This is a genomic window from Streptomyces sp. NPDC006259 (assembly GCF_042870975.1).
In the GTDB taxonomy this organism is placed as follows: Bacteria; Actinomycetota; Actinomycetes; order Streptomycetales; family Streptomycetaceae; genus Streptomyces.
In genome coordinates, this window is the sequence record NZ_JBIAHY010000001.1 from 851,765 (window position 1) to 875,497 (window position 23,733).

Here is a 23,733-nt window from a genome sequence, read left to right on the forward strand (position 1 = left end):
CGTCGAAGCCGGCAGGGCGTACGCGGGCAAGGGCCGCGGCCGTGCCTCACGGTGGGCCGGCGTCCGTGGGGAGGGCACCACCACACCGCCGTAACAGGACACCGCACGGCGCGTAACACGGCCGAAGCACGCTGAAACGCATGCAGACCACCTCGACGCCCACCCACTGCCCGTACTGCGCCCTGCAGTGCGGGATGAACCTGTCGCCCACGCCGGAGGGCGGCGTCGAGGTGACCGAGCGCGTGGACTTCCCGGTGAACCGGGGCGCGCTGTGCGGCAAGGGCCGGACGGCACCGGCGGTGCTCTCGTCCCGGGTACGGCTGACCTCGCCGCTGGTGCGCTCCGGCGGCACGCTCACGCCCGCGACCTGGGACGAGGCGCTCGACCGGATCGCCGGTGAGCTGGGCGGGATCCGGGCGGAGCACGGACCCGACGCGCTCGGGGTGTTCGGCGGGGGCGGACTGACGAACGAGAAGGCGTACGCGCTCGGCAAGTTCGCGCGGGTGGTCCTCGGCACCTCGCAGATCGACTACAACGGCCGCTTCTGCATGTCCTCCGCCGCGGCCGGCGGCATCAAGGCCTTCGGCCTGGACCGGGGGCTGCCGTTCCCGCTGGAGGACATCCCGAAGACCGGCTGCGTGATCCTGGTCGGCTCCAACCTCGCGGAGACCATGCCGCCCTCCTTGCGCTTCTTCAGCGAACTGCGCGAGAACGGCGGCACGTTGATCGTCATCGACCCGCGCCGCACCAGGACCGCCGAGCAGGCCGACCTGCATCTGATGCCCCGGCCCGGCACCGACCTCGCGCTCGCGCTCGGGCTGCTGCACCTGGTCGTCGCCGAGGGACGGGTCGACGAGGAGTACGTGCGGGAGCGCACCTCCGGCTGGGAGGAGGCGCGGGCGGCGGCGATGGCCCACTGGCCGGAGTTCGTGGAACGGATCACGGGGGTGTCCGTTCCGCAGCTCCGGGAGACCGTGCGGATGTTCTGCGAGCCGGAGGCCGCGATGGTGCTCACCGCCCGCGGGCCGGAGCAGCAGTCCAAGGGCACCGACACGGTCGGCGCGTGGATCAACCTGTGCCTGGCCACCGGCCGGGCGGGCCGCCCGCTGTCCGGGTACGGCTGCCTGACCGGGCAGGGCAACGGGCAGGGCGGGCGCGAGCACGGCCAGAAGGCGGACCAGTTGCCCGGCTACCGCAAACTGGACGACCCGGTGGCGCGCCGGCACGTGGCCGAGGTGTGGGGCGTGGACCCCGACAGCCTGCCCGGTCCGGGGCGCAGCGCCTACGAGCTGCTGGACGCGATGGGCAGCGACATCCGCTCGCTGCTGCTGATGGCCTCCAACCCGGTGGTGTCCGCGCCGCGTGCCGCGCACATCGAGGAGCGTCTCAGGTCCCTCGACTTCCTCGCCGTCTGCGACGTGGTGCTGTCGGAGACGGCCGCCCTCGCGGACGTGGTCCTGCCCGTCACCCAGTGGGCCGAGGAGAGCGGGACGACGACCAGCCTGGAGGGACGGGTGCTGCTGCGGCAGCGGGCGATCACTCCCCCCGAGGGGGTGCGCAGCGACCTGGAGGTGCTGCACGAGCTGGCCTCCCGGCTCGGGGTGGAGAAGGGATTCCCCACCGATCCCGAGGAGGTCTTCGAGGAGCTGCGCCGGGCGAGCGCGGGCGGCCCCGCGGACTACTCCGGCATCACCTACCGGCGCCTGGCGCAGGAGAACGGGGTGTTCTGGCCGTGCCCGGCGGTGCCTGAGGCGGGGGGTGCGTCGGCGGAAGCCGGAACGGCGGCCGCGGGGGGCGGGGCCGAGGGGGCGAACGCCGGCAGCGGGGCGTCGGGCTCGGGGAGCGCCGCGGAGGCAGCGGGCACCATCGGGGCGGCCGGCCCGGCAAGCCCGGCGAAGGCGGCCGACCCCGCCGGGGCGGTGGGCGCGGGAGCCGCGGCCGGGGACGGTGACGGTGACGGTGACGGTGACGGTGACCGTGACGGTGAGGACGTCGGTGCGAGCGCCCGTGGGGACGGCGCCGCGGACGTCGGTTCCGGCGTGTTCACGGCGGACTCCGCGCGCGACGAGGCCGGTACCGTCCACCCGGGCACGCCCCGTCTCTTCCTCGACCGGTTCGCCACGGACGACGGCCGGGCTCGTTTCGTGCCGGTCTCGCACCGGCCCGTCGCCGAGGAACCGGACGAGGAGTACCCGGTGTTCCTCACCACGGGCCGGGTCGTGGCCCAGTACCAGTCCGGCGCCCAGACCCGGCGGGTGGACGAGTTGAACGCCGCCGCGCCCGGCCCGTTCGTGGAGCTGCATCCCCGCCTCGCGGCGCGGCTCGGAGCGGCCGAGGGCGATCCGCTGGCCGTCGTGTCGCGGCGGGGCCGGGCGGTGGCACCGGCCCGGATCACCACCGGCATCCGCCCCGACACGGTGTTCATGCCGTTCCACTGGCCGGGCGAGGGCCGCGCCAACACCCTGACGAATCCGGCCCTGGACCCGACCTCGCGGATGCCCGAGTTCAAGGTGTGCGCGGTGCGGGTGGAGATCGCCGGCGCCTGAGGGCCGTCCCCGTGGGCGAGGACATGCCCTCCCGCTCCCGGTGGGCGGCACCCGCCGAAGGTGCCGCCCACCGGTGGGCCCGGCGGGACGCGGTCAGTTGACGTTGACCGCGCTCCAGGCCGCCGCCACCGCGTTGTGCTCCGGGCTGCCGGCGCCGTAGAGGTCGCGGGCCGCGTTGAGGGTGGCCGTGCGGGCGCCCGCGTAGTTGGTGGACGACGTCATGTAGACGGTCAGCGCCCGGTACCAGATCTTGCCGAGCTTGTCGCGGCCGATGCCCGTCAGCGTCGAGCCGTTGGACGTAGGGGAGTTGTAGGTGACGCCGTTGACGGTTCGGGTGCCGCTGCCCTCCGCGAGGAGGAACGCGAAGTGGTTGGCGACGCCCGAGGAGTAGTGGACGTCGAGCCCGCCGACCGAACTGCTCCAGTAGTCGGCGGACTTGCCGTCCTTGGAGGGCTTGTCCATGTAGCGCAGGGCGTCGCGGCCGAAGCCGGAGCGGACGATCTTCTCGCCGATGAGGTAGTCGCCGACGTCGGAGGAGTTGGCGGCGTGGAACTCCACGAGCGCGCCGAAGATGTCGGAGGTCGCCTCGTTGAGGCCGCCGGACTCGCCCGAGTAGGTCAGCTTGGCGGTCTTGGAGGTCACGCCGTGGCTCATCTCGTGGCCGGCCACGTCCAGCGACACCAGCGGGCCGAGCTGGGTGCCGTCGCCGTCGCCGTAGGTCATGCAGAAGCAGCTGTCGTCCCAGAAGGCGTTGTTGTAGGCGTTGCCGTAGTGGACGCGGTTGTAGGAGCCCTTCCCGTCGTTGCCGATGCCGTTGCGGCCGTGGACGTTCTTGTAGTAGTCCCAGGTCACGTCCGTGCCGTACTGCGCGTCCACCGCGACCGTGGCGCGGTCGGCGGTGGCGCCGGCCCCCCAGTGGTTGTCGGCGTCCGTGAACAGGGTCGAGGGGGCGCGGCTGATGCAGATGCCGAAGATGCACAGGTCGGTCTTGTTGGCCGCGTCGCCGGTGTACGTGTTCCCGCGGGTGGGGTCCTTGAGCTGGTACGTCGATCCGGAGAGGGTCGTCTCCAGCGGGACCGTGCCGCCGTACAGGGACCTGCCGTCGCCGGTGGCGGTCTCCAGGGTGTCCCAGGCGTCGATCCGGGCGCCGGTGCGGGCGTCGGTCAGGACGGCGCGGGCGACCGGGTTGCCCGCGGAGTCCAGTGCGGCGACGTTCGTCTGCCAGGCCAGCTTCGGGGCGCCGTGCAGGGCGTCGACGACCAGCCGCGGCTTCGCGGTCAGCTTCTCGAGCGCCTCGCCGAGGTGTGCGGCGCGCAGGGCGTTCGCGGCGGTGTCGGCCGCCTCGGGAGCGGAGAGGGCGGGGACGATGGTGGGGAGGGAGATCTCGCGCGCGGTCGCGCGGTCGGCGCCGCGGTAGCTGCCGTCGGGTGCCAGATGGACCACGAAGTCGCCGCCGAGGACGGGGAGTCGGCGGTAGGTGCGGTCGTAGCGGACGTGCTGGGTGCCGTTCTTGTCGACGATGACGTCCCGGACGGCGGTGCCCTGGGCCGGGGTCAGGCCCAGGCTCGCGGCGCGCTCGGCCAGCACGGCGGTGGCGTTGTCCACCGCGGTGGCCCGGTTCGGCCGGTCGGCCGCGTCGGCGGCGGGGGTGAGTACGGCGGCCAGGAGGGTGGCCGTGGTGGCGGCGATGCCGGCGGTGGCGAGACGGGAACCTCGGACGTGCTGCCGTATCCGACTCATCGGTCTCCTCGGGATCCTCGGAAGGGCGCCGTGGGGGGCGCGTGGGGGTGGCGCGGAGGTCGTCCTGAGATTTAAGGGGGCATGACATGTCATGTCCATAGCGCACGCGTGCGGGAGCGGTGCGGGTGCGGTGACCGAGGTGGGGGGAGGCGCCGCCCGGGAGCCCGGCACCGCCCGGGTCACCCGTTCACACCCCCCTTCCGCGCCCATCGGGTTCTTTTCCGTCAGCTGCTTCGCGCACGGCGGTGACCAGCCGAAACGAGCCGGGATGCACTCGCGCGGCCGATCCGCCCGACACCCGTTCACCACGTTCCTGACGGCCACTCAGGAAGCGCGCTCGCGTCGCTGCCACTTACCTCTGAGGAGCAGGGGCGCGACCGACGCAGCGGCACATGGGGATGTCGCGGGCCGCCCTCGCGAAAGCTCGGAGGAGCACCGATGCGACGTACCGCCGCCCGACTGCTGACCGGTACCGCGCTCGCCGTGGCCACCGCGGCCGGGCTCGCCGCGCCCGTCCAGGCCGCCACCGCCGTCTCGGGAACCGGCAGCCTGAACGTGTATCCCTCCACCGCCGTGCCGGGCGACCAGGTCACCGTGAACACGGCGGCGTGCGGCGACCCGGGGGCGGCGGCGGGGGACGCGGGCGCCGTCGGTGCCGGTCCCTTCATGCTCGCGCCGAGCAGCCACGACGGTGAGGCGATCGGGCAGTTCCAGGTGCCGCCGAGCGCGCAGCCGGGGACGTACGAGATCGTCGCGCGGTGCGCCGGGGACGGGCGGCGGGTCGCCGGGGATCTGGTGGTCGTCCTGAGTTCCTCCCGGGAGCAGGTGCTCCCGAGAGGAAGTGTGAAGACGGGGGTCGGCGGCGCTCTGGGCCCCGACCCCGTGCAGACCGCGGCCGGTGTGACGGCTCTCGCCGTCGCCGCCGCGGGCGGTACCTGGCTCCTGCATCGCCGGGCGAGAGGCGACGGGATCTGACGGACATCCTCCGCTGTCCGTCCGCCGGTACCGCATGTCCCCTCCCCCTCCGGGTCCGACGCCCCTCGCGACCCGGAGGGGGGCACGGGGTGTTCCGTCAGGGAGAGGGGTGTTCAGGCATGCGCGGAGTCGTCGGCGACACCGTCATAGCGGCCGTCACCGCGGTCGCCCTCTGCTCGGGCGCGTGGCTGCTGCACGGCGGCGCCGGGACGCACGCCCCACCGCAGCCGTCGGCCGCCGAGGCCCGTCCGGGCGGCGCCGACCCGCGGTCCGCGCCCGCGCTGCCGCCCTCCCCGCCCGACCGCGTACGCATCCCGTCGATCCGGGTCGACGCCCCTCTCATGGGCCTCCGCCTGACCAGCTCCGGCAGCCTCGACGTGCCGCCCGCCTCGAAGAAGAACCTCGCCGGCTGGTACGAGTCCGGCACCACCCCCGGTGAGACCGGCACCGCGGTCGTCGCCGGGCACGTCGACAACGCGGACGGCCCGGCCGTCTTCTACGACCTCGGCGCCCTGCGCCGGGGTGCCACGATCGAGGTGGACCGGCGCGACGGCGGGGTCGCCGTGTTCACCGTCGACGCGGTCGAGGTGTACGACGCCGGCGACTTCCCCGACAAGAAGGTGTACGGGGCCGCGGCGCGACCCGAGTTGCGGGTGATCACCTGCGGCGGCGGATACTCGCGGGCAACCGGTTACCGGGGGAACGTCGTCGTGTTCGCGCATCTCACGGGGAGCCGGTGACCCGTGGTCCGGGTCCCGTCCGCCACGTGCGCGGCGCCACCGCCCGCGGCCCTCCTCCGGCCCCCTACGCCACCCACTGCTCGTACGCCAGGTTCGCCACCAGCGCGAACACCACCGTCAGCAGCACGATCCGGACGAAGCCGCTGCCCTTCCTCAGCGCCGTGTGGGCGCCGAGCATGCCGCCCGCGAGGTTGAAGACGGCCATCGGCAGCGCCAACTGCCACAGCACCGCGCCCTGCCAGGCGAACGTGGCCAGGGCGCCCGCGTTGGTGCAGCAGTTGACGATCTTGGCGGTGGCCGAAGCGGTGACCAGGTCGAGGTGGAGGACGGCGGTCAGGGCGAGGACCAGGAAGGTGCCCGTGCCGGGGCCGACGAGTCCGTCGTAGAAACCGATGCCGAGACCCGCGAGGCCGATCGCGGCGAGGACGCGGCGCGGGCCCGCCGGACCGGTGGCGGGGGCGGTACCGAAGGCCGGACGCAGGATCACGAAGGCGCCGACCCCGAGCAGCACCACCATGATCACCGGCTTGAGGACGTCCGTGCTCATCCCGGCCGCGAAGAAGGCCCCCGCGGACGACCCGGCGAGCGCGGCGAGCCCGATCCGTACGGCCACCCCCACGTCGACCGGCGCCTTGCGGGCGTACGTCACCGCCGCGCCGGAGGTGCCGACGATGGCGACGGCCTTGTTGGTGCCGAGGGCGTGCGCGGCCGGGGTGCCGGCCGGCAGGCCGAGCAGCAGGACCGGCAGGAGCAGGAGCCCGCCCCCGCCGACCACGGCGTCGATCCAGCCGGCCGCGAGCGCGGCGAGGCACAGGACGACGACCACGGTCAGCGATATGTCAGGCATGATCGCGACCCTAGGGACCGGATACGTGGTGCGTCCATCGAACTGAGGCACTCCTGAGCTTCGAACCGGTCACACGCCCCGGCGCGGACCGGACGCGGGCACACACCGCCCCGCCCGCACGGGCTGGCCGCCGGCACACACACACCGCCCGCACGGGCCGGACGCCGGCCGCCCGCACGGACCGGCCGCCGGACGCCGCCACGCCTCACCACCCCCGCCGGACGCGGGCACACACCGCCCCGCCCCCGCCCCGCGCGCCGGGCACGAGCTCACACCGTGTTCTCCGCGCTCCCGGGAACCCTCACACCCCTGCCCCGCCCCCGCTGAGGGCAGCGTTCCTCGCGGGAAACAACCGTGATGCGGCCGGGTAACCTCCGCACCGCACGCTCGATGTCATGACCTCGAATAAGCGTGTGGTGGTGATCGGAGCCGGCCTGGCGGGCGTACGCCTCGCCCGCCGGCTCGGTGAGCTGGGCACGCCCGCACTGCTGATCGGCGAGGAGGAACACCGGCCGTACAACCGGGTCCTGCTCGCCGAGGTGCTGGCCGGCCGGTACGCCCCCGAGGTGATCGCGCTCCCCGCGCCCGCCGAACTGGTCCGGGCCCGGGTGACCGGCATCGACCGCGAGCGGCGCGGCCTGGTCTGCGCGGACGGCTCGGAGATCGCCTACGACACGCTGGTGCTCGCCACCGGCTCCAACCCGGTCCTGCCGCCGCTGCGCGGGCTGTTCACGCCGGACCACGAACTCCCCGAGGGCGTCCACGCCTTCCGCACCATGGACGACTGCCTGGGGCTGTCGAAGGTCGTCCGGCCGGGCGTGCGGGCCGTCGTCATCGGCGGCGGGCTCCTCGGGGTCTCCGCCGCCCGCGCACTGGCCGTACGCGGCGCGCAGGTGGTCCTGGCCCAGCAGTCCGAGCGGCTCATGGAGCGTCAGCTCGACCCGGGCGCCTCGCGGCTGGTGCTGCGGCACCTGCGGGACCTCGGCGTCGAGGTGCACACCGAGTGCCGGGTCCGGGACGTGCGCTGTGTCGGCGGCGCGGTCCGCTCGGTCGAGATGGCCGACGGATACGCCCTCGACGCCGACCTGGTGGTCCTGGCCTGCGGGGTCCACCCGCGCACCGGCCTCGCCAAGGACGCCGGACTCGCCGTCCGGAAGGGCATCGTCGTCGACGACGAACTGCGCACCTCCGACCCGCACATCCGCGCGATCGGGGACTGCGTCCAACACCGGGGCGAGGTCTACGGACTCGCCGCCCCCGCGCTGGAACAGGCCGACGTACTCGCCGAGTCGCTCGCCGGTTCGGCCCACGCCCGCTACCGCGGGACCCGTTCCCTGACCCGCCTCACTCTCCACGGGCACTCCGCCTTCGACCTCGCCTCGTTCGGCGAGACCGAGGCGCGCCCCGGCGACGACGTCGTCCAGCTCGCCGACGCGACCCGCGGCACCTACCGCAAGGTCGTCGTCCGCGACGACCGCCTGGTCGGCGGCGTGTTGGTCGGCGAACTCGGCACCGTCGGCGCGCTCGCCCGCGCCTGGGAGGGAGCAGAGCCGCTCCCCGACGACGGCCCGCTGCTCCACCTGCTCACCAACGACGGAGGCTCCTGAATGACCGCCACCCCGGGGGCCACCCCCACGATCGTCCTCGTCGGCCACGGCATGGTCGGCCAGCGCTTCCTGGAGGCGCTCGCCGAGCGCGGCCTGACCGCCACGCACCGCGTGGTCGTGCTGTGCGAGGAGCCGCGTCCCGCCTACGACCGGGTCCAGCTCACCTCGTACTTCTCGGGCCGGACGCCCGAGGACCTCTCCATGACCGACATGGAGTTCATCAAGGACCACGGCATCGAGCTGTACGTCGGCGACCCGGCGGAGACCGTCGACCGTGAGGCCCGCCGGGTCACCGCCCGCTCGGGTCTGGTCGTCGACTACGACGTGCTGGTACTGGCCACCGGCTCCTACCCGTTCGTGCCGCCGGTCCCCAACAAGGACGCCGAGGGCTGCTTCGTCTACCGCACGATCGAGGACCTCCTCGCCATCGAGGAGTACGCCAGGTCACGGGCGACGACGGGCGCGGTGGTCGGCGGCGGTCTGCTCGGTCTGGAGGCCGCGGGCGCGCTGAAGGGCCTCGGACTCACCTCCCACATCGTGGAGTTCGCGCCGCGCCTGATGCCGGTGCAGGTCGACGAGGGCGGTGGCGCGGCCCTGCTGCGCACCATCGAGGAGATGGGCCTGAGCGTCCACACGGGCGTCGGCACGCAGGAGATCCTGACGGACGACTCCGGTGCCGTCACCGGCATGAAGCTGTCCGACGGCTCGGAACTCGCCACCGACCTGGTCGTGTTCAGCGCCGGCGTCCGCCCCCGCGACCAGCTGGCCCGCGACTGCGGTCTGACGGTCGGCGAGCGCGGTGGCATCACGGTCGACGAGCAGTGCCGCACGGTCGCCGACCCGCACGTCTTCGCGATCGGCGAGTGCGCGCTGGCCGCCGACGGCCGGGTGTACGGCCTGGTCGCCCCCGGTTACGAGCAGGCCGAGACGGCCGCCGCGACGATCGCCGCCGACGAGGCCTCCTTCACCGGCGCCGACCTCTCCACCAAGCTCAAGCTGCTCGGCGTGGACGTGGCCTCCTTCGGTGACGCGCACGGCACCGCCGAGGACTGTCTCGACGTGGTGTACTCCGACTCCCGCTCGGGCCTGTACAAGAAGCTGGTCATCGGCCGCGACGGCACCCTGCTCGGCGGCATCCTGATCGGTGACGCGGACGCCTACGGCACCCTGCGCGCCCTCACCGGCTCGGTCCCGCCGATCTCGCCCGAGTCGCTGGTGCTGCCCGCCGGGTCCGGCGGCGGCGCCCAGCTCGGCCCGTCCGCCCTGCCCGACGAGGCCGTGATCTGCTCCTGCCACAACGTCACCAAGGGCGCCATCCGGGGCGCGGTCACCGAGCACTCCTGCACCACCGTGCCCGAGGTGAAGAAGTGCACCAAGGCCGGTACCGGCTGCGGCAGTTGCGTCAAGGTCCTCGGACAGCTCGTCACCGCCGAGCTGGAGGCGAGCGGCGTCGAGGTCGACAAGGGCCTGTGCGGCTGCTTCTCGCAGACCCGCGAGGAGCTGTACGAGATCGTCTTCGCCCTGCGCATCAACACCTACCAGGACCTGCTCGACCGCTACGGCCGCGACAGCGCGCGCGGCGGCGACGGCTGCGACGTCTGCAAGCCCGCCGTCGGTTCGATCATCGCCTCCCTCGCCCCCACGATCGGCGCGAGCGGCTACGTCCTGGACGGCGAGCAGGCGGCCCTCCAGGAGACCAACGACCACTTCCTCGCCAACCTCCAGAAGAACGGCTCCTACTCGGTCGTCCCGCGCATCCCCGGCGGCGAGATCACCCCCGAGGGCCTGATCGTCATCGGCGAGATCGCCCGCGACTTCGGCCTCTACACGAAGATCACCGGCGGCCAGCGGATCGACATGTTCGGCGCCCGCGTGGAACAGCTCCCCCTGATCTGGGCCCGCCTGGTCGACGCCGGCTTCGAGTCGGGCCACGCCTACGGCAAGTCGCTGCGCACGGTCAAGTCCTGTGTCGGACAGACCTGGTGCCGCTACGGCGTCCAGGACTCCGTCCGCATGGCGATCGACCTGGAGCTGCGCTACCGGGGCCTGCGCTCCCCGCACAAGCTGAAGTCCGCCGTCTCCGGCTGCGCCCGTGAGTGCGCCGAGGCCCAGTCCAAGGACTTCGGCATCATCGCCACCTCCAACGGCTGGAACCTGTACGTCGGCGGCAACGGCGGCGCCACCCCGCGCCACGCCGACCTCCTCGCCCAGGACCTCGACGACGCCGGACTGATCCGCCTGATCGACCGGTTCCTGATGTTCTACATCCGCACCGCCGACCGGCTGGAGCGCACCTCGACCTGGCTGGAGCGGGTCCCCGGCGGCCTGGACCACGTACGGGACGTGGTGGTGGAGGACTCCCTCGGCATCTGCGAGGAGCTGGAGTCCCTGATGGCCGCGCACGTGGCCAACTACGCCGACGAGTGGGCGACCACCATCAACGACCCCGAGAAGCTGTCCCGGTTCGTGTCCTTCGTCAACGCGCCGGACACCCCCGACCCGGTCGTCGGCTTCGTCCCCGAGCGCGACCAGATCAAGCCCGATCTGCCGCTGCTCTCCATCGGCCACCGTCCCCTGGAAGGGAGCGCCCAGCGATGACCCTGGCACTCGAGACGACCGACCTGAAGGTGCAACTCCAGCTCGGCGAGGACTGGTTCACGGTCTGCGACCTGAGCCTGCTGGTCCCCGGCCGCGGGGTGGCGGCGCTTCTGCCGGACGGCCGCCAGGTGGCCGTGTTCCGGGACCGGGCGGGAGAGCTGTACGCCATCGACAACCGCGACCCGTTCAGCGGCGCGGCGGTCCTCTCCCGCGGTCTGACCGGCTCGGTCCAGGGCCGTCCGTTCGTCGCCTCGCCCCTGCTCAAGCAGCGCTTCGACCTGCGCAGCGGACAGTGCCTGGACGACGACACGGTCGGCGTCACGACGTACGAGGTGCGGGCGGCGGTCTGACCTGTCCGTGCCGTAGGGCGGCCCCGGTCCTCGGGCCGCCCTACGGCGCACGCGCGTCGGTCCCTGACGGTCAGGGGCGGCCCGCGGTCGGCCGGCGACGGCGCCCACCTCACCCACCCGGCCGGCGCCCCCTCACCCCCGGACAGCCCGGTGCCCCGGCTGCCCGGACCGCGGCCTGGAGACGCCGGGCACACACAGGTTCGTCACGAATCGGCCACTCCTCCTCCACGCCCCGCCTCCCGGCCGTACGGTCACCCCCTCGCACACAGCCTGGGGGGACATCCATGAGCAACCCGTACACCACCGCACGGACCCCGAAGTGGGCCCGCAAACGGTACGTCCTGCCCGCCCTCGCCCTGGCCCTGTTCGTGGGCATGGGGATCGGCGGCACCGACGCCGAGCCCGCCGCCACCGACGCCAAGCCGCTGTCCGCCACTCCCCGGCCGACCGTCACGGTGACGACGACCGCCACGGAGACGGCCACGCCGGAGCCGGCGGAGACGGTGACCGCGACGGAGACGGTGAGAGTCACCAAGACGGTCACGGCGGCGGCGAACGACGACAGCGGCTCCGACGACTCGGGCGGCGCGGGGGGCTCGGGCGACTCGGGGGGCTCGGGCGGCTCCGACACCGCCTACTACGCCAACTGCACCGCGGCCCGAGCCGCGGGCGCGGCCCCGGTCCACGCGGGCGACCCGGGCTACGGCAGACACCTGGACCGCGACGGCGACGGGACGGGCTGCGAATAGGAGGACACGGTCCTCGGACCGCGGGCCCTGGCCGACGCACTGCGGGCCGTCGCCGCCGACCAGGACGACGCCCGTAGCGCTGGGCACCGTCCCGGACGGAGTGGTGTGTGAAGGCCGTTCGGCGCGCTGCCTGCGTCTCACGCGGCTCGGCTCGCGTATCCGCCCGGCGACGGCCCTGTCCCCGCCGCCGAGAGCAGCACAAGAGGACGGCACCCCCGCACGGGTGCCGTCCTCTCTCGGTGCGCCGGAGCCGCCGCGATCGGTGCTGAGGGTCGGGGACCGCGGCGGCTCCGGGGCGGGAGGGGGTGGGGACGGTCCGCCAGGGGGCCGTCCCCACGCCCGGCTCAGCGGTGGTCGCTGCCTGCCGACTGGGACGCCGCGCGCCCTGCCTCCAGTCGGGCGACCGGGATGCGGAAGGGGGAGCAGGAGACGTAGTCGAGGCCGACCTCGTGGAAGAAGTGGACGGACTCCGGGTCGCCGCCGTGCTCGCCGCAGACGCCGAGTTTGAGGTCGGGGCGGGTCGCGCGGCCGGCCTCGACCGCCAGCTTCACCAGGGAACCCACGCCGTCCCGGTCGATCGTCTCGAACGGGGAGACGCCGAAGATGCCCTTCTCCAGGTAGGCGGTGAAGAAGGAGGCCTCGACGTCGTCGCGGCTGAAGCCCCACACGGTCTGGGTGAGGTCGTTGGTGCCGAAGGAGAAGAACTCCGCCGCCTCGGCGATCTGGCCGGCGGTCAGCGCGGCGCGCGGCAGCTCGATCATCGTGCCGATGGCGAGCTTCAGGTCGGTGCCGGTGGCCTTCTGGACCTCGGCGATGACCTGGTCGGCCTCCTCGCGGACGATCTCCAGCTCCTGGACCGTGCCCACCAGCGGGATCATGATCTCCGCGCGCGGGTCGCCCTTCGCCGCCTTGCGTTCGGCCGCCGCCTCGGCGATCGCCCGTACCTGCATGGTGAACAGGCCGGGGATCACCAGGCCCAGGCGGACACCGCGCAGGCCGAGCATCGGGTTCTGCTCGTGCAGCCGGTGCACCGCCTGGAGCAGGCGCAGTTCGTTCTCGTGGGGCTCCTGGCGGGACTCCGCCAACGCCACCCGCACCGACAGCTCCGTGATGTCGGGGAGGAACTCGTGCAGCGGCGGGTCGAGGAGCCGGACCGTGACGGGGAGGCCGTCCATCGCCGAGAACAGCTCCACGAAGTCCTGCTTCTGGAGCGGCAGGAGCGCGGCCAGCGACTCCTCGCGCTCGGTCTCCGTGTCCGCCAGGATCAGGCGCTCGACCAGCTCACGGCGGTCGCCGAGGAACATGTGCTCGGTGCGGCACAGGCCGATGCCCTGGGCGCCGAAACGGCGGGCGCGCAGCGCGTCCTCGGCGTTGTCCGCGTTGGCGCGGACCCGCAGGCGGCGCTTGCGGTCGGCGAACGCCATGATCCGGTGCACGGCCTCGACCAGCTCGTCGGCGTCGTTGGCGCCCGCGTGCATCCGGCCCTCGAAGTACTCGACCACCGGGGAGGGGACCACCGGGACCTCGCCCAGGTAGACCTTGCCGGACGAGCCGTCGATGGAGATGAGGTCGCCTTCCTCGACGACATGGCCGCCCGGGACCGTCATCCGGCGGCGCTTGGTGTCGACCTCCAGCTCCTCCGCGCCGCACACGCACGTCTTGCCCATGCCGCGCGCGACCACGGCCGCGTGGGAGGTCTTGCCGCCGCGCGAGGTGAGGATGCCCTCGGCCGCGATCATGCCGTCGAGGTCGTCGGGGTTGGTCTCGCGGCGGACCAGGATGACCTTCTCGCCCGAGCGGGACCACTTGACCGCGGTGTACGAGTCGAAGACCGCCTTGCCGACCGCCGCGCCCGGCGACGCCGCGATGCCCCGGCCGACCTGCCGCACCTTCGCGTCCTCGTCGAAGCGCGGGAACATCAGCTGGGCGAGCTGGGCGCCGGTCACCCGCTGGAGCGCCTCGGCCTCGTCGATCAGGCCCTGGTCGACGAGTTGCGTGGCGATGCGGAACGCCGCGCCCGCCGTGCGCTTGCCGACGCGGGTCTGGAGCATCCACAGCTGACCGCGCTCGATGGTGAACTCGATGTCGCAGAGGTCCCTGTAGTGGTTCTCCAGCGTCTCCATGATCTGCATCAGCTGGTCGTACGACTTCTTGTCGATGGTCTCCAGCTCGGCGAGCGGGACCGTGTTGCGGATGCCGGCGACGACGTCCTCGCCCTGGGCGTTCTGGAGGTAGTCGCCGTAGACGCCCTGGTGGCCGGAGGCGGGATCGCGGGTGAAGGCGACGCCGGTGCCGGAGTCGGGGCCGAGGTTGCCGAAGACCATGGAGCAGACGTTGACCGCGGTGCCCAGGTCGTGCGGGATGCGTTCCTGACGGCGGTAGAGCTTGGCGCGGTCGGTGTTCCAGGAGTCGAAGACCGCGTGGATGGCGAGGTCCATCTGCTCGCGCGGGTCCTGCGGGAAGTCCCGGCCGGCCTCGGACTTGACGATCTTCTTGAAGCGGGTGACCAGCTTCTTGAGGTCGGCGGCCTCCAGCTCGGTGTCGACGGTGACCTTCTTGGCCTCCTTGGCCGCCTCCAGCGCCTCCTCGAAGAGGTCACCGTCGACGCCGAGGACGGTCTTGCCGAACATCTGGATGAGGCGCCGGTAGGAGTCCCACGCGAAGCGCTCGTCGCCCGCCTGCCTGGCCAGGCCCTGGACCGACTTGTCCGAGAGCCCGATGTTCAGCACCGTGTCCATCATTCCGGGCATCGAGAACTTCGCGCCGGAGCGGACGGACACGAGCAGGGGGTCGTCGGCCTGGCCGAGCTTTTTGCCCATCTTCTCCTGGAGGGCGTCGAGGTGCGCACTCACCTCGTCACGCAGTGCCGCCGGCTCCTCGCCGCTGTCGAGGTAGACCTTGCAGGCCTCGGTGGTGATGGTGAAGCCGGGGGGCACCGGCAGGCCGAGGTTGGTCATCTCGGCCAGGTTCGCGCCCTTGCCCCCGAGGAGGTCCTTGAGGTCCTTGTTGCCTTCGGTGAAGTCGTAGACGAACTTCACGGCCTCAACGCTCGTGGCCGTTCCGGCTACCGGGAGATCTTTGTTTTCCGACACGGGTCTCGACTCCTCGAGGACGCGGTGGCTGCCCTGACGGGCAGGAACATACCCAGATCGAAGGCGCCTGGGTACGTCCACTTGCGCGTCATGCGCCTATGACCAGGCGTCCGCCACCGGATCGAAAGTCAAAGCTTGGCAAGCGCGAAGGAGCCGATGTTTCCACTTCTTGAACGCATCCGCTCCCAGGAACCTCCCTTTGCGCTCGAATGAGCGACCATCGCCACGATTGATTTCGATCGATGAACGATCAAGGGGTGGCACTGAGTGCCACCCCTTGAGGAAGTGCAAACGAGCGCGACTCGCTCATCTGAGCGCTACCCCTATCAAGGGTGGCGAGAATCACGCTTCCACACACCGTCGGATTTCACCATCCGGACGCTCTCCGGACGCCTGCCGGACCCCGCCTCGCCACGGAAAACCCCCTCGTCACACCGCTCGTCGCACGGACCGGCCGCGCCTGCGCCGCACAACCAGCCGCCGGGCAAGCAGCCGCAGGCATACCAGCCGCCGGCAACCGCTCACACACACCCAGCACCGGCAACCGCTCACACCCCCAGCGCCAGCAACCGCTCCTCCACCCGCGCGGGGGCGTACAGATGCTCCACGACCAGCGCGCCGGCCCCCACCAGCCCCGCCCGCTCCCCCAGTCGTGAGGTCACCACCTCCAGCCGGGCCGTGGAGCGGGGCAGCGCCCGCTGGTACAGCAGCTCTCGCACGCCGGTGAGGAAGGAGGTGCCGGCGAGGTCCCCGGCGATCATCAGGACGCCCGGGTTGAGCAGCGTCACGACCGTCGCCAGCACGTCGCCGACCTGGCGTCCGGCCTCGCGGGCCAGTGCCGCCGCGCCCGGATGCCCGGCGGCGAGCAGGTCCCGTACGTCCGAGCCGGAGGCCGCGGGCACGCCGGTCTCCGCCAGCCTGCGGGCCACCGCGCCGCCGCTGGCGACGGCCGCGAGGCAGCCGTGGGAGCCGCAGCGGCACAGCGCCTCGGAGCCCACCCGGATGTGCCCGATGTCGCCGGCGCCGCCGTCCACGCCCCGGAAGATCTCGCCGCCCACGACGACCCCCGCACCGATTCCCGTCGAGACCTTGACCAGCACGAACGCCGAGCAGTCGGGGTATCCGGCGCGCTGTTCGGCGTACGCCATGAGGTTGGCGTCGTTGTCGACGAGGACGGGGACCGGGGCGGCGCCCGTGCGTTCCGTGAACGCGCGGGCGAGGCGGGAGCGGATGTCGTAGCCGTCCCAGCCGGGCATGATCGGCGGCTGGACCACCAGGCCCGTCTCGCTGTCGACCGGGCCGGGCACGGCGAGACCTATCCCGCACACCTCGTCCGCGCGGTGGCCGGCCTTCTCCAGCAGCTCCGCGAACCAGCCGCCCAGCTCGCCGAGGACGGCGTCCGGACCGTCCTCCAGGGTCGGCGTGCCCGAGTGCTCGGCGAGGACCTCGCCGGTCAGGGACAGCACGGCCGCGCGCGCGTGCCGGGTGTCGAGGTCGGCGGCGAGGACGACGGCGTGCGCGTCGTCGAACTCCAGCGTGATGGAGGGACGGCCGCCCAGCGGGGAGTCGACCGGGCCGCCCGCGCCCTCGCGCAGCCAGCCGGCGCGGAAGAGGCGGTCCAGCCGCTGCCCGACCGTGGCCCGGGAGAGCCCGGTGGCCTGCTGGAGGGCACCGCGCGTGGTGGCCCGGCCGGCGCGTACCAGCGCGAGCAGATCTCCCGCGCCGGCCTGACCGCCGCCCCTGCCCGTCCGTCCGGGCTGTCCGGTCATGCTGCACGCCCCCTTGTGTTTCCCAACCCTGCATTACATATTGAGTTCTGCGTGTTAAATAGACGTAACCCTAGGGTAGCCACTGCCGAACTGGTCGACCGTGGCCTTGCCGTCGTCGTCTTCGGGGAGCCCCGAGTGGAACGCACCGCCCAGCTCGTCGCCCGCCCAGCGGAGCGCACCGCCGTATACGATCCGACCACCGTGGCCGGGTCGCCGCACGTCAGGGCGGCGGAGGTCCACGTCAGGGCGGTGGAGGTCCTGGCCGCCAACTGGACGGGAACCTCGACGGTGCCCTCGCGCGGTCTGTACCCGCACCAGTGGTCCTGGGACTCGGCGTTCATCGCCATCGGGCTGCGGCACGTCTCGCCGCGCCGGGCGCAGACCGAGCTGGAGACGCTGCTGGACGCGCAGTGGGGCGACGGGCGCATCCCGCACATCGTCTTCAACCCCTCCGTGCCGCTCGACGCGTACTTCCCGAGCCCCGACTTCTGGCGCTCCTCGACCGCGGGGCGCGCTGCGGGCGCCCCGCGCACCGTACAGACCTCCGGCATCGTGCAGCCACCGGTGCACGCGCTGGCGGCCTGGCTGACGCACCGCGCCGACCCCGGTCTGTCGCGGGCGCGCGGCTTCCTCGCCCGGGTGTACCCCCGGCTGGCCGCCTGGCACCGCTATCTGCTGCACCGGCGGGACCTGGGCGGCGGCGGGCTGGTGTCGGTCGTCCACCCCTGGGAGCAGGGCATGGACAACGCCCCGTCCTGGGACGCCCCGCTCGCCCGGATCTCCCCCGCCCCGGCCCGTTCCTTCCGGCGCGCCGACCTCGCCCACGGGGCGCCGGAGGACCGGCCGACGGACCTGGACTACGGGCGGTACGTACGGCTGGCGACGGACTACCGGGACGGGGGGTACGCGGACGGCCGGACCGGGTTCGCCGTCGAGGACCCCGCCTTCAACGCCCTGCTCATCGCCTCCGAGCACGCGCTGGCCCGGATCGCGGAGGAGCTGGGAGCCACCGGCACCGCCCGCCGCGCGCGTGCGGAGCGGCTGACGGCGGCGCTGGTCGACCGGCTGTGGGACCCGGCCGAGAACCTGTTCCTCTGCCGCGACCTGCGCGGCGGCGGCCTGCTCCCCGAGCGCGGGGTCTCCGGCCTGGTCCCGCTGCTGCTGCCGGGGCTGCCCCGCGAGATCGTCTCCGGGCTCGTGGGAACCCTGCGCGGCCCGCACTTCGGGGTGGGTGACCGCACCCGTCTCGTCCCCAGCTACGACCTGCTCGGCGAGGCCTTCGACCCGCACCGCTACTGGCGGGGGCCGGCCTGGGCCAACACCAGTTGGCTCGTCGAGCGGGGCCTGCGGCTGCACGGCGAGCGGGCGCACGCGGACGCGCTGCGCGAGGCCGTGGTGGACACCGCGTACTCCTCGGACTTCGCGGAGTACGTCGACCCGTACACCGGCGAGGCCTGCGGGGCGACCGGCTTCGGCTGGACCGCCGCGCTCACGCTCGACCTGCTGCACGACACGGAGGCCGTGCCGTCCGGCACGGACCTCGACAGGGGCGACAGCTCGTTCATGGGAGGGGACCGGGGATGACGGACCGGCATCATCTGCTCGTGTACGGCGGGACGTTCGCCGCCGTCGGTGACCGCGGTGACATCAGCGGCGTACGCGGCGCCGGATCACCCGACGGGTTGTTCGTCAGGGACGCGCGCCACCTCAGCCGATGGCAGCTCACCGTCGACGGCGCGGTGCCGGAGGTGCTCGCGCCCGTCGCGGACGGGGACGCGGCGCGCTGTGTGCTGGTGCCGCGCGGTGGCCGCACCGAGCCGCCCTCGTGCACCCTCTTCCGCGAACAGGCGGTGGGCGACAGTTCGTTCGTGGAGACGCTGCGGGTGGTCAGCAACCGTGCGGCGCCGTTGACGGTGCGGCTGGCGCTCACCGTCGACGCCGACTTCACCGACCAGTTCGAACTCCGCTCCGACCACCGCACCTACGCCAAGACCGGCGCGGTCCGCCGCCGCCAGGTCCTCGACGACGGTGTGGAGTTCAGCTACCGGCGCGGCGAGTGGCGGTCCGTCACCACGGTGACCGCCGAGCCCGCCCCGGACGGCGTCGAGGAGACCGGCACCGGCGCCCGCCGCCTCGCCTGGACCCTGGAGCTGGAGCCGCACGGTTGCGCCGGACTCACCCTGCGGGTGATGGCCCGCCCGCACGGCGAGAAGCGGGCCCTGCGTGTTCCCAGCTCCCCCGCCGCCTTGACCGAGAAGCTCCTCGCGCAGGAGGGGGAGTTCGTGGAAGGCGTGGCCTTCCCGACCGGTTGGCCCGAACTGGCGGCCGCCTGCGCGCGGGGCCTCGCCGACCTGGCGGCGCTCCAGGTCCCCGCGAGCGGCCCGGACGGGGAGGAACTGCGCGTCCCGGCCGCCGGCGCGCCCTGGTTCCTGACGCTGCTGGGCCGCGACGCCCTGCTCACCTCTCTCTTCGCGCTGCCCTACCGGCCCGCCCCGGCCGCCGCCACGCTCCTCGCGCTGGCCGCGGCCCAGGCCACCGAGACCGGCCCGGAGTCGGTGGCCCAGCCCGGCAAGATCGTCCACGAGGTCCGGCACGGCGAACTCGCCCACTTCCACCAGGTCCCCTACGGCCGCTACTACGGCTCGGTGGACGCCACCCCGCTCTTCCTCGTCCTGCTCGGCGCGTACGTCGAACAGACCGGCGACGCGCCGCTCGCCCGCCGGCTGGAGCCGCACGCCCGCGCGGCCGTCGGCTGGATGCTCGACCACGGCGGCCTCACCTCCCGGGGTTACCTGGTCTACCGCGCCGACCGGGGCGGCCTCGCCAACCAGAACTGGAAGGACTCCCCCGGCGCCATCTGCGCGGCCGACGGCACCCGCCCCTCGGGCCCGGTGATGGCGGCGGGCGCCCAGGGCTACGCGTACGACGCGCTGCGCCGGACCGCGTTCGTGGCGCGCGCGGTATGGCGGGACGAGACCTACGCGGCCCTGCTCGAACAGGCCGCCGCCGATCTGCGCGACCGCTTCCAGCGGGACTTCTGGATGCGGGAGCGCTCCTTCCCCGCCCTCGCGCTGGACGGCGACGGCCGCCAGGTCGACGCGCTCGCCTCGGACGCCGGCCATCTGCTGTGGTCGGGGCTGCTGGACAAGGAGTACGGCGAACTGGTCGGCCGGCGGCTCCTGGAGCCGGACTTCTTCTCCGGCTGGGGCGTCCGCACGCTCGCGGCCGGACAGCCGGCGTACCACCCGCTGTCGTACCACCGCGGTTCGGTCTGGCCGCACGACAACGCGCTGATCACCCTGGGACTGGCCCGCTACGGCCTGCACGACGAGGCCCGCACGGTCGCGCGCGGCCTGGTCGACGCGGCCACCGTGACCGGCCACCGCCTGCCCGAGGTGCTCGCGGGCTACGGTCGCGACACCCACGCGGAACCGGTGCCGTACCCTCACGCCTGCGTACGGGAATCCCGCTCGGCGGCCACCCCGTTGGCGCTGCTCACGGCGGTGGGCGGGGCCTGACGACCGGCTTGGCCAAGCGTTTGCCCGGTGTTTGCCGACCGCGGGCCGGGACGGATGAACGCCGGGCGGAGCCACGCCGTACGCAACGGTGGCGGATCCGGTCCCACCACCGGATCCGCCGATCCACCCGGCTTCGTACGGAAGGACCCTCGGGTGCCTGTCTTCACACGGTCTCGTGATCTCCCCGGCTCCGGCGACGGTGCGCCCGTGGGCGCCGACGGCACCGAGGCGGCCGTGGAGGTCGAGGCGCCGGGGAGCGGGACCGCGCCGCTCCGCGTCCTCGCGTCCCGTGTCGCGCGCTGGTGGGCCTGGCGGAGCCGCCATCCGCGGGCGGCGCGCGCGCTGTGGTGGACGACGACCGCGCTCGCCCTCGCGCTGATACTCGCGGCCATGGTGATGCCGAACCAGACGCGGTTCCTGCGGGCCGACCGGTTCGTGCGGCTGCCGGGCGAGGCGATCATCGCGGCGGCCGTGCTGCTGTCGCTGCCGCGCCGCCCCCGGGTGGCGGCCGCGGCGGCGCTCGGGGCCGGCCTCGCGGCGCTCACCGTGGTCAACGTCCTGGACATGGCGTACTCGGAGTACCTGGGGCGCGGCTTCAACCTGGTCCTGGACTGGGGCCTGCTGGACGACGCCCAGTCCTACGTCGCGGACTCGATGGGCGCGACCACGGCTTCCGCCGCCACTGCCGGCCTGCTCCTGCTCATCGTCGTGCTGTTCGTCGTGATGGCGCTGGCGGCGGTGCGGCTGAGCAATGTGCTGGCGCTCCACGTGCCCGCGGCGACCCGCGGCACGCTGATCGCCGGCACGGTCTGGATCACCTGCTCCGTCCTGTCGGTCCAGTACGCCGGCCTGCCGCTGGCGTACCACCGGGCGGTGAGCGCCGTCGCCGTCAAGGCCAAGGACGTGCGGCAGACCCTCAAGGACGAGGCCGCGTTCGCCCAGGAGGCCCGCACGGACGCCTTCGGCGACACCCCGCCCGAACAGCTCGTGCCCGACCTGCGCGGCAAGGACGTCGTCTTCGCCTTCATCGAGAGCTACGGCCGCAGCGCGATCGAGGACCCGGTCATGGCGCCCGGAGTCGACCGGACGCTCACCGCGAGCACCGCCGCGCTGGCGAAGGCCGGTTACCGCGCCAAGAGCGGCTGGCTGACCTCGGCGACCTTCGGCGGCAGCAGCTGGCTCGGCCACTCCACCACGCTGTCCGGGCTGTGGATCGACAACCAGCAGCGCTATCGCACGGTCATGAACAGCGACCGCCTCAGCCTGCCGAAGATCTTCCGCAAGACCGGGGCCTGGGACACGGTCGGCGTGATGCCCGGCATCCAGAAGGCCTGGCCCGAGCAGAAGCACTACGGCCTCGACAAGGTCTACAACGCCTTCGAGATGGGCTACCAGGGGCCGAAGTTCAGCTGGTCGACGATGCCCGACCAGTACGCGCTGGAGGCGTTCCAGCGGCTGGAGCACGGCAAGGACCGCGACAAGCCGCTGATGTCGGAGATCATCCTGACCTCCAGCCACCAGCCGTGGGCCCCGCTCCCGAAGATGGTCGGCTGGGACGAGATGGGCGACGGCTCGGTCTTCGACAGCATCCAGAAGGCCGGCGAGAAGGCCTCCGACGTCATCTCCGACTCGGCCAGGTCCCGCAAGGCGTACGGCGAGTCGATCGAGTACTCGGTGACCGCCCTCACCCAGTGGCTGGAGCGCTACGGCACCGAGGACACCGTCCTGGTCTTCCTCGGCGACCACCAGCCCATCGCCCGCGTCAGCGGCGACAACGCCAGCCGGGACGTGCCGGTCTCGATCGTCGCCAAGGACCCGAAGGTCCTCGACAAGGTCGCCGCCTGGAAGTGGACCGACGGCCTCCGGCCGGCGAAGGACGCCCCGGTCTGGCGGATGGACCTCTTCCGGGACCGCTTCCTCACGGCGTACGGGTCGACCCCGCATCCGTCGCGGGGGTGACCCGGCCGGGGTGCCTCAGCCGCCGGAGGTGTCCAGCTCCGCCTCCTCGCCGATGCCCGCGCAGTCGTAGGGATCCTTGAGCCAGCCGTCCGGGAGGACGACCCTGTTGTTGCCGGAGGTGCGGCCGCGGGGGCCGTCGGCGCCGGCGGGCCAGGGCTGGTCGAGGTCCAGTTCGTCGAGCCCGGCGCGCAGTTGGGCGAGGGACGAGGTGATCGCGAGGCGCCCGCGCATCTCGGAGCCGACGGCGAAGCCCTTCAGGTACCAGGCGACGTGCTTGCGGAAGTCGACGACACCCTTGGACTCGTCGCCGGACCACTCGCCGAGGAGCGTGGCGTGCCGGACCATGATGTCGGCGACCTCGCGCAGGGAGGGCCGCGCACCGGAACCGCCGGTGCCTCCGCCAGCCTCGGTGCGCCCCTCGAAGGCGGCGACCAGGTCCGCGAACAGCCACGGCCGGCCCAGGCAGCCGCGGCCGACCACCACACCGTCGCAACCCGTCTCGCGCACCATGCGCAGCGCGTCCTCGGCCGACCAGATGTCGCCGTTGCCGAGGACGGGGATCTCCGGGACGTGCTCCTTCAGACGGGCGATGGCCTCCCAGTCGGCGGTGCCGCCGTAGTGCTGCGCGGCGGTGCGGCCGTGCAGCGCGATGGCCGTCACGCCCTCCTCGACGGCGATGCGGCCGGCGTCGAGGTAGGTGATGTGGTCGTCGTCGATACCCTTGCGCATCTTCATGGTGACCGGAAGGTCCCCGGCGCCGCTGACGGCCTCGCGGAGGATCGCGCGGAGCAGGTTGCGCTTGTACGGGAGGGCCGAGCCGCCGCCCTTGCGGGTGACCTTCGGGACCGGGCAGCCGAAGTTCAGGTCGATGTGGTCGGCCAGGCCCTCCTCCGTGATCATGCGGACGGCCTTGCCGACGGTCGCCGGGTCCACGCCGTACAGCTGGATCGAGCGCGGCTTCTCGCTCGCGTCGAAGTGGATCAGCTGCATGGTCTTCTCGTTGCGCTCGACCAGCGCCCGGGTCGTGATCATCTCGCTCACGAAGAGGCCCTTGCCACCGCTGAACTCCCGGCACAGGGTGCGGAAGGGCGCGTTGGTGATACCGGCCATGGGGGCGAGGACGACCGGCGGCTGGACGGTGTGCGGGCCGATCTGCAAGGGGGTCAGGGGCGTGGACATCCGCCCATTGTCGCGCATCGACGACGATCATGTAACAGTCATTAGTTAACCGCACTATTGAAAT

15 protein-coding genes are annotated in these 23,733 nt (G+C 73.0%); 10 read left to right on the forward strand and 5 right to left on the reverse strand.

What is annotated here, in order from left to right; all coding sequences use genetic code 11:
• Nucleotides 1-140 precede the first annotated feature (140 nt).
• Nucleotides 141-2,546, forward strand: a complete 2,406-nt coding sequence (locus ACFYO5_RS03595) for a molybdopterin oxidoreductase family protein (RefSeq protein WP_388703736.1) — start codon at nt 141-143, stop codon at nt 2,544-2,546.
• 93 nt (nt 2,547-2,639) lie between these two features.
• Here the strand turns inward: ACFYO5_RS03595 and ACFYO5_RS03600 are convergent, their stop codons facing one another.
• Nucleotides 2,640-4,286: a M4 family metallopeptidase gene (locus ACFYO5_RS03600; protein ID WP_388703738.1), complete on the reverse strand. Its 1,647-nt coding sequence runs from the start codon at nt 4,284-4,286 to the stop codon at nt 2,640-2,642.
• A 438-nt stretch (nt 4,287-4,724) separates the two neighbouring features.
• On the opposite strand from ACFYO5_RS03600, the gene ACFYO5_RS03605 reads away from it, so the two are divergent.
• Both ACFYO5_RS03605 and ACFYO5_RS03610 read left to right on the forward strand, forming a co-directional pair.
• The gene (locus ACFYO5_RS03605; protein WP_356559640.1) at nt 4,725-5,261 is read left to right on the forward strand and encodes a hypothetical protein; all 537 of its coding nucleotides are present in this window, start codon (nt 4,725-4,727) and stop codon (nt 5,259-5,261) included.
• A gap of 119 nt (nt 5,262-5,380) precedes the next feature.
• A complete protein-coding gene (locus ACFYO5_RS03610) occupies nt 5,381-6,001 on the forward strand; it encodes a class F sortase (RefSeq protein WP_388703741.1) in 621 nt (206 codons plus the stop codon).
• Between the two features lie 64 nt (nt 6,002-6,065).
• On the opposite strand, the gene ACFYO5_RS03615 is transcribed toward ACFYO5_RS03610, so the two are convergent.
• Complete coding sequence (locus ACFYO5_RS03615; RefSeq protein WP_356559642.1) at nt 6,066-6,848, reverse strand: TSUP family transporter; 783 nt, start codon at nt 6,846-6,848, stop codon at nt 6,066-6,068.
• Nucleotides 6,849-7,243: 395 nt separating this feature from the next.
• Here ACFYO5_RS03615 and ACFYO5_RS03620 point away from each other — a divergent pair, with 395 nt between their 5' ends.
• The 4 genes from ACFYO5_RS03620 to ACFYO5_RS03635 all read left to right on the forward strand — a co-directional run bounded on the left by ACFYO5_RS03620 (nt 7,244) and on the right by ACFYO5_RS03635 (nt 12,152).
• Complete coding sequence (locus ACFYO5_RS03620; protein WP_356559643.1) at nt 7,244-8,455, forward strand: FAD-dependent oxidoreductase; 1,212 nt, start codon at nt 7,244-7,246, stop codon at nt 8,453-8,455.
• On the forward strand, nt 8,456-11,053 hold the full coding sequence (gene nirB / locus ACFYO5_RS03625) for a nitrite reductase large subunit NirB (RefSeq protein ID WP_388703745.1): 2,598 nt from the start codon (nt 8,456-8,458) through the stop codon (nt 11,051-11,053).
• Complete coding sequence (gene nirD, locus ACFYO5_RS03630; protein WP_388703748.1) at nt 11,050-11,403, forward strand: nitrite reductase small subunit NirD; 354 nt, start codon at nt 11,050-11,052, stop codon at nt 11,401-11,403. Before nirB ends, nirD begins: the two co-directional genes overlap by 4 nt.
• Nucleotides 11,404-11,687: 284 nt before the next feature.
• Complete coding sequence (locus tag ACFYO5_RS03635; protein WP_388703750.1) at nt 11,688-12,152, forward strand: excalibur calcium-binding domain-containing protein; 465 nt, start codon at nt 11,688-11,690, stop codon at nt 12,150-12,152.
• A 344-nt stretch (nt 12,153-12,496) separates the two neighbouring features.
• On the opposite strand, the gene ppdK is transcribed toward ACFYO5_RS03635, so the two are convergent.
• Together ppdK and ACFYO5_RS03645 are read right to left on the reverse strand one after the other, a co-directional pair.
• The gene (gene ppdK / locus ACFYO5_RS03640; protein ID WP_388703752.1) at nt 12,497-15,244 is read right to left on the reverse strand and encodes a pyruvate, phosphate dikinase; all 2,748 of its coding nucleotides are present in this window, start codon (nt 15,242-15,244) and stop codon (nt 12,497-12,499) included.
• A gap of 548 nt (nt 15,245-15,792) precedes the next feature.
• Nucleotides 15,793-17,013, reverse strand: coding sequence for an ROK family protein (locus ACFYO5_RS03645; RefSeq protein ID WP_356559648.1), 1,221 nt, complete (start codon nt 17,011-17,013; stop codon nt 15,793-15,795).
• A gap of 135 nt (nt 17,014-17,148) precedes the next feature.
• On the opposite strand from ACFYO5_RS03645, the gene ACFYO5_RS03650 reads away from it, so the two are divergent.
• From ACFYO5_RS03650 to ACFYO5_RS03660, 3 genes are all read left to right on the forward strand, one after another.
• Complete coding sequence (locus ACFYO5_RS03650) at nt 17,149-18,597, forward strand: hypothetical protein (protein WP_388703755.1); 1,449 nt, start codon at nt 17,149-17,151, stop codon at nt 18,595-18,597.
• A complete protein-coding gene (locus tag ACFYO5_RS03655) occupies nt 18,594-20,531 on the forward strand; it encodes a glycogen debranching N-terminal domain-containing protein (RefSeq protein WP_388703758.1) in 1,938 nt (645 codons plus the stop codon). The genes ACFYO5_RS03650 and ACFYO5_RS03655 overlap by 4 nt, the downstream gene beginning before the upstream one ends.
• A gap of 153 nt (nt 20,532-20,684) precedes the next feature.
• Complete coding sequence (locus ACFYO5_RS03660) at nt 20,685-22,490, forward strand: CDP-alcohol phosphatidyltransferase (protein WP_388703761.1); 1,806 nt, start codon at nt 20,685-20,687, stop codon at nt 22,488-22,490.
• Between the two features lie 15 nt (nt 22,491-22,505).
• Here the strand turns inward: ACFYO5_RS03660 and dusB are convergent, their stop codons facing one another.
• The gene (gene dusB, locus ACFYO5_RS03665) at nt 22,506-23,669 is read right to left on the reverse strand and encodes a tRNA dihydrouridine synthase DusB (protein ID WP_388703765.1); all 1,164 of its coding nucleotides are present in this window, start codon (nt 23,667-23,669) and stop codon (nt 22,506-22,508) included.
• Nucleotides 23,670-23,733: the final 64 nt, after the last annotated feature.

Excerpts from the sequence above, each read along its gene's own strand:
- ACFYO5_RS03595 (WP_388703736.1), top strand. The coding sequence starts at position 141 with ATGCAGACCACCTCGACGCCCACCCACTGCCCGTACTGCGCCCTGCAG.
- ACFYO5_RS03655 (WP_388703758.1), top strand. The coding sequence starts at position 18,594 with ATGACGGACCGGCATCATCTGCTCGTGTACGGCGGGACGTTCGCCGCC.
- ACFYO5_RS03635 (WP_388703750.1), top strand. The coding sequence starts at position 11,688 with ATGAGCAACCCGTACACCACCGCACGGACCCCGAAGTGGGCCCGCAAA.
- ACFYO5_RS03620 (WP_356559643.1), top strand. The coding sequence starts at position 7,244 with ATGACCTCGAATAAGCGTGTGGTGGTGATCGGAGCCGGCCTGGCGGGC.
- ACFYO5_RS03600 (WP_388703738.1), bottom strand. The coding sequence starts at position 4,286 with ATGAGTCGGATACGGCAGCACGTCCGAGGTTCCCGTCTCGCCACCGCC.
- ACFYO5_RS03605 (WP_356559640.1), top strand. The coding sequence starts at position 4,725 with ATGCGACGTACCGCCGCCCGACTGCTGACCGGTACCGCGCTCGCCGTG.
- dusB (WP_388703765.1), bottom strand. The coding sequence starts at position 23,669 with ATGTCCACGCCCCTGACCCCCTTGCAGATCGGCCCGCACACCGTCCAG.
- ACFYO5_RS03645 (WP_356559648.1), bottom strand. The coding sequence starts at position 17,013 with ATGACCGGACAGCCCGGACGGACGGGCAGGGGCGGCGGTCAGGCCGGC.
- ACFYO5_RS03610 (WP_388703741.1), top strand. The coding sequence starts at position 5,381 with ATGCGCGGAGTCGTCGGCGACACCGTCATAGCGGCCGTCACCGCGGTC.
- nirD (WP_388703748.1), top strand. The coding sequence starts at position 11,050 with ATGACCCTGGCACTCGAGACGACCGACCTGAAGGTGCAACTCCAGCTC.
- ACFYO5_RS03615 (WP_356559642.1), bottom strand. The coding sequence starts at position 6,848 with ATGCCTGACATATCGCTGACCGTGGTCGTCGTCCTGTGCCTCGCCGCG.
- nirB (WP_388703745.1), top strand. The coding sequence starts at position 8,456 with ATGACCGCCACCCCGGGGGCCACCCCCACGATCGTCCTCGTCGGCCAC.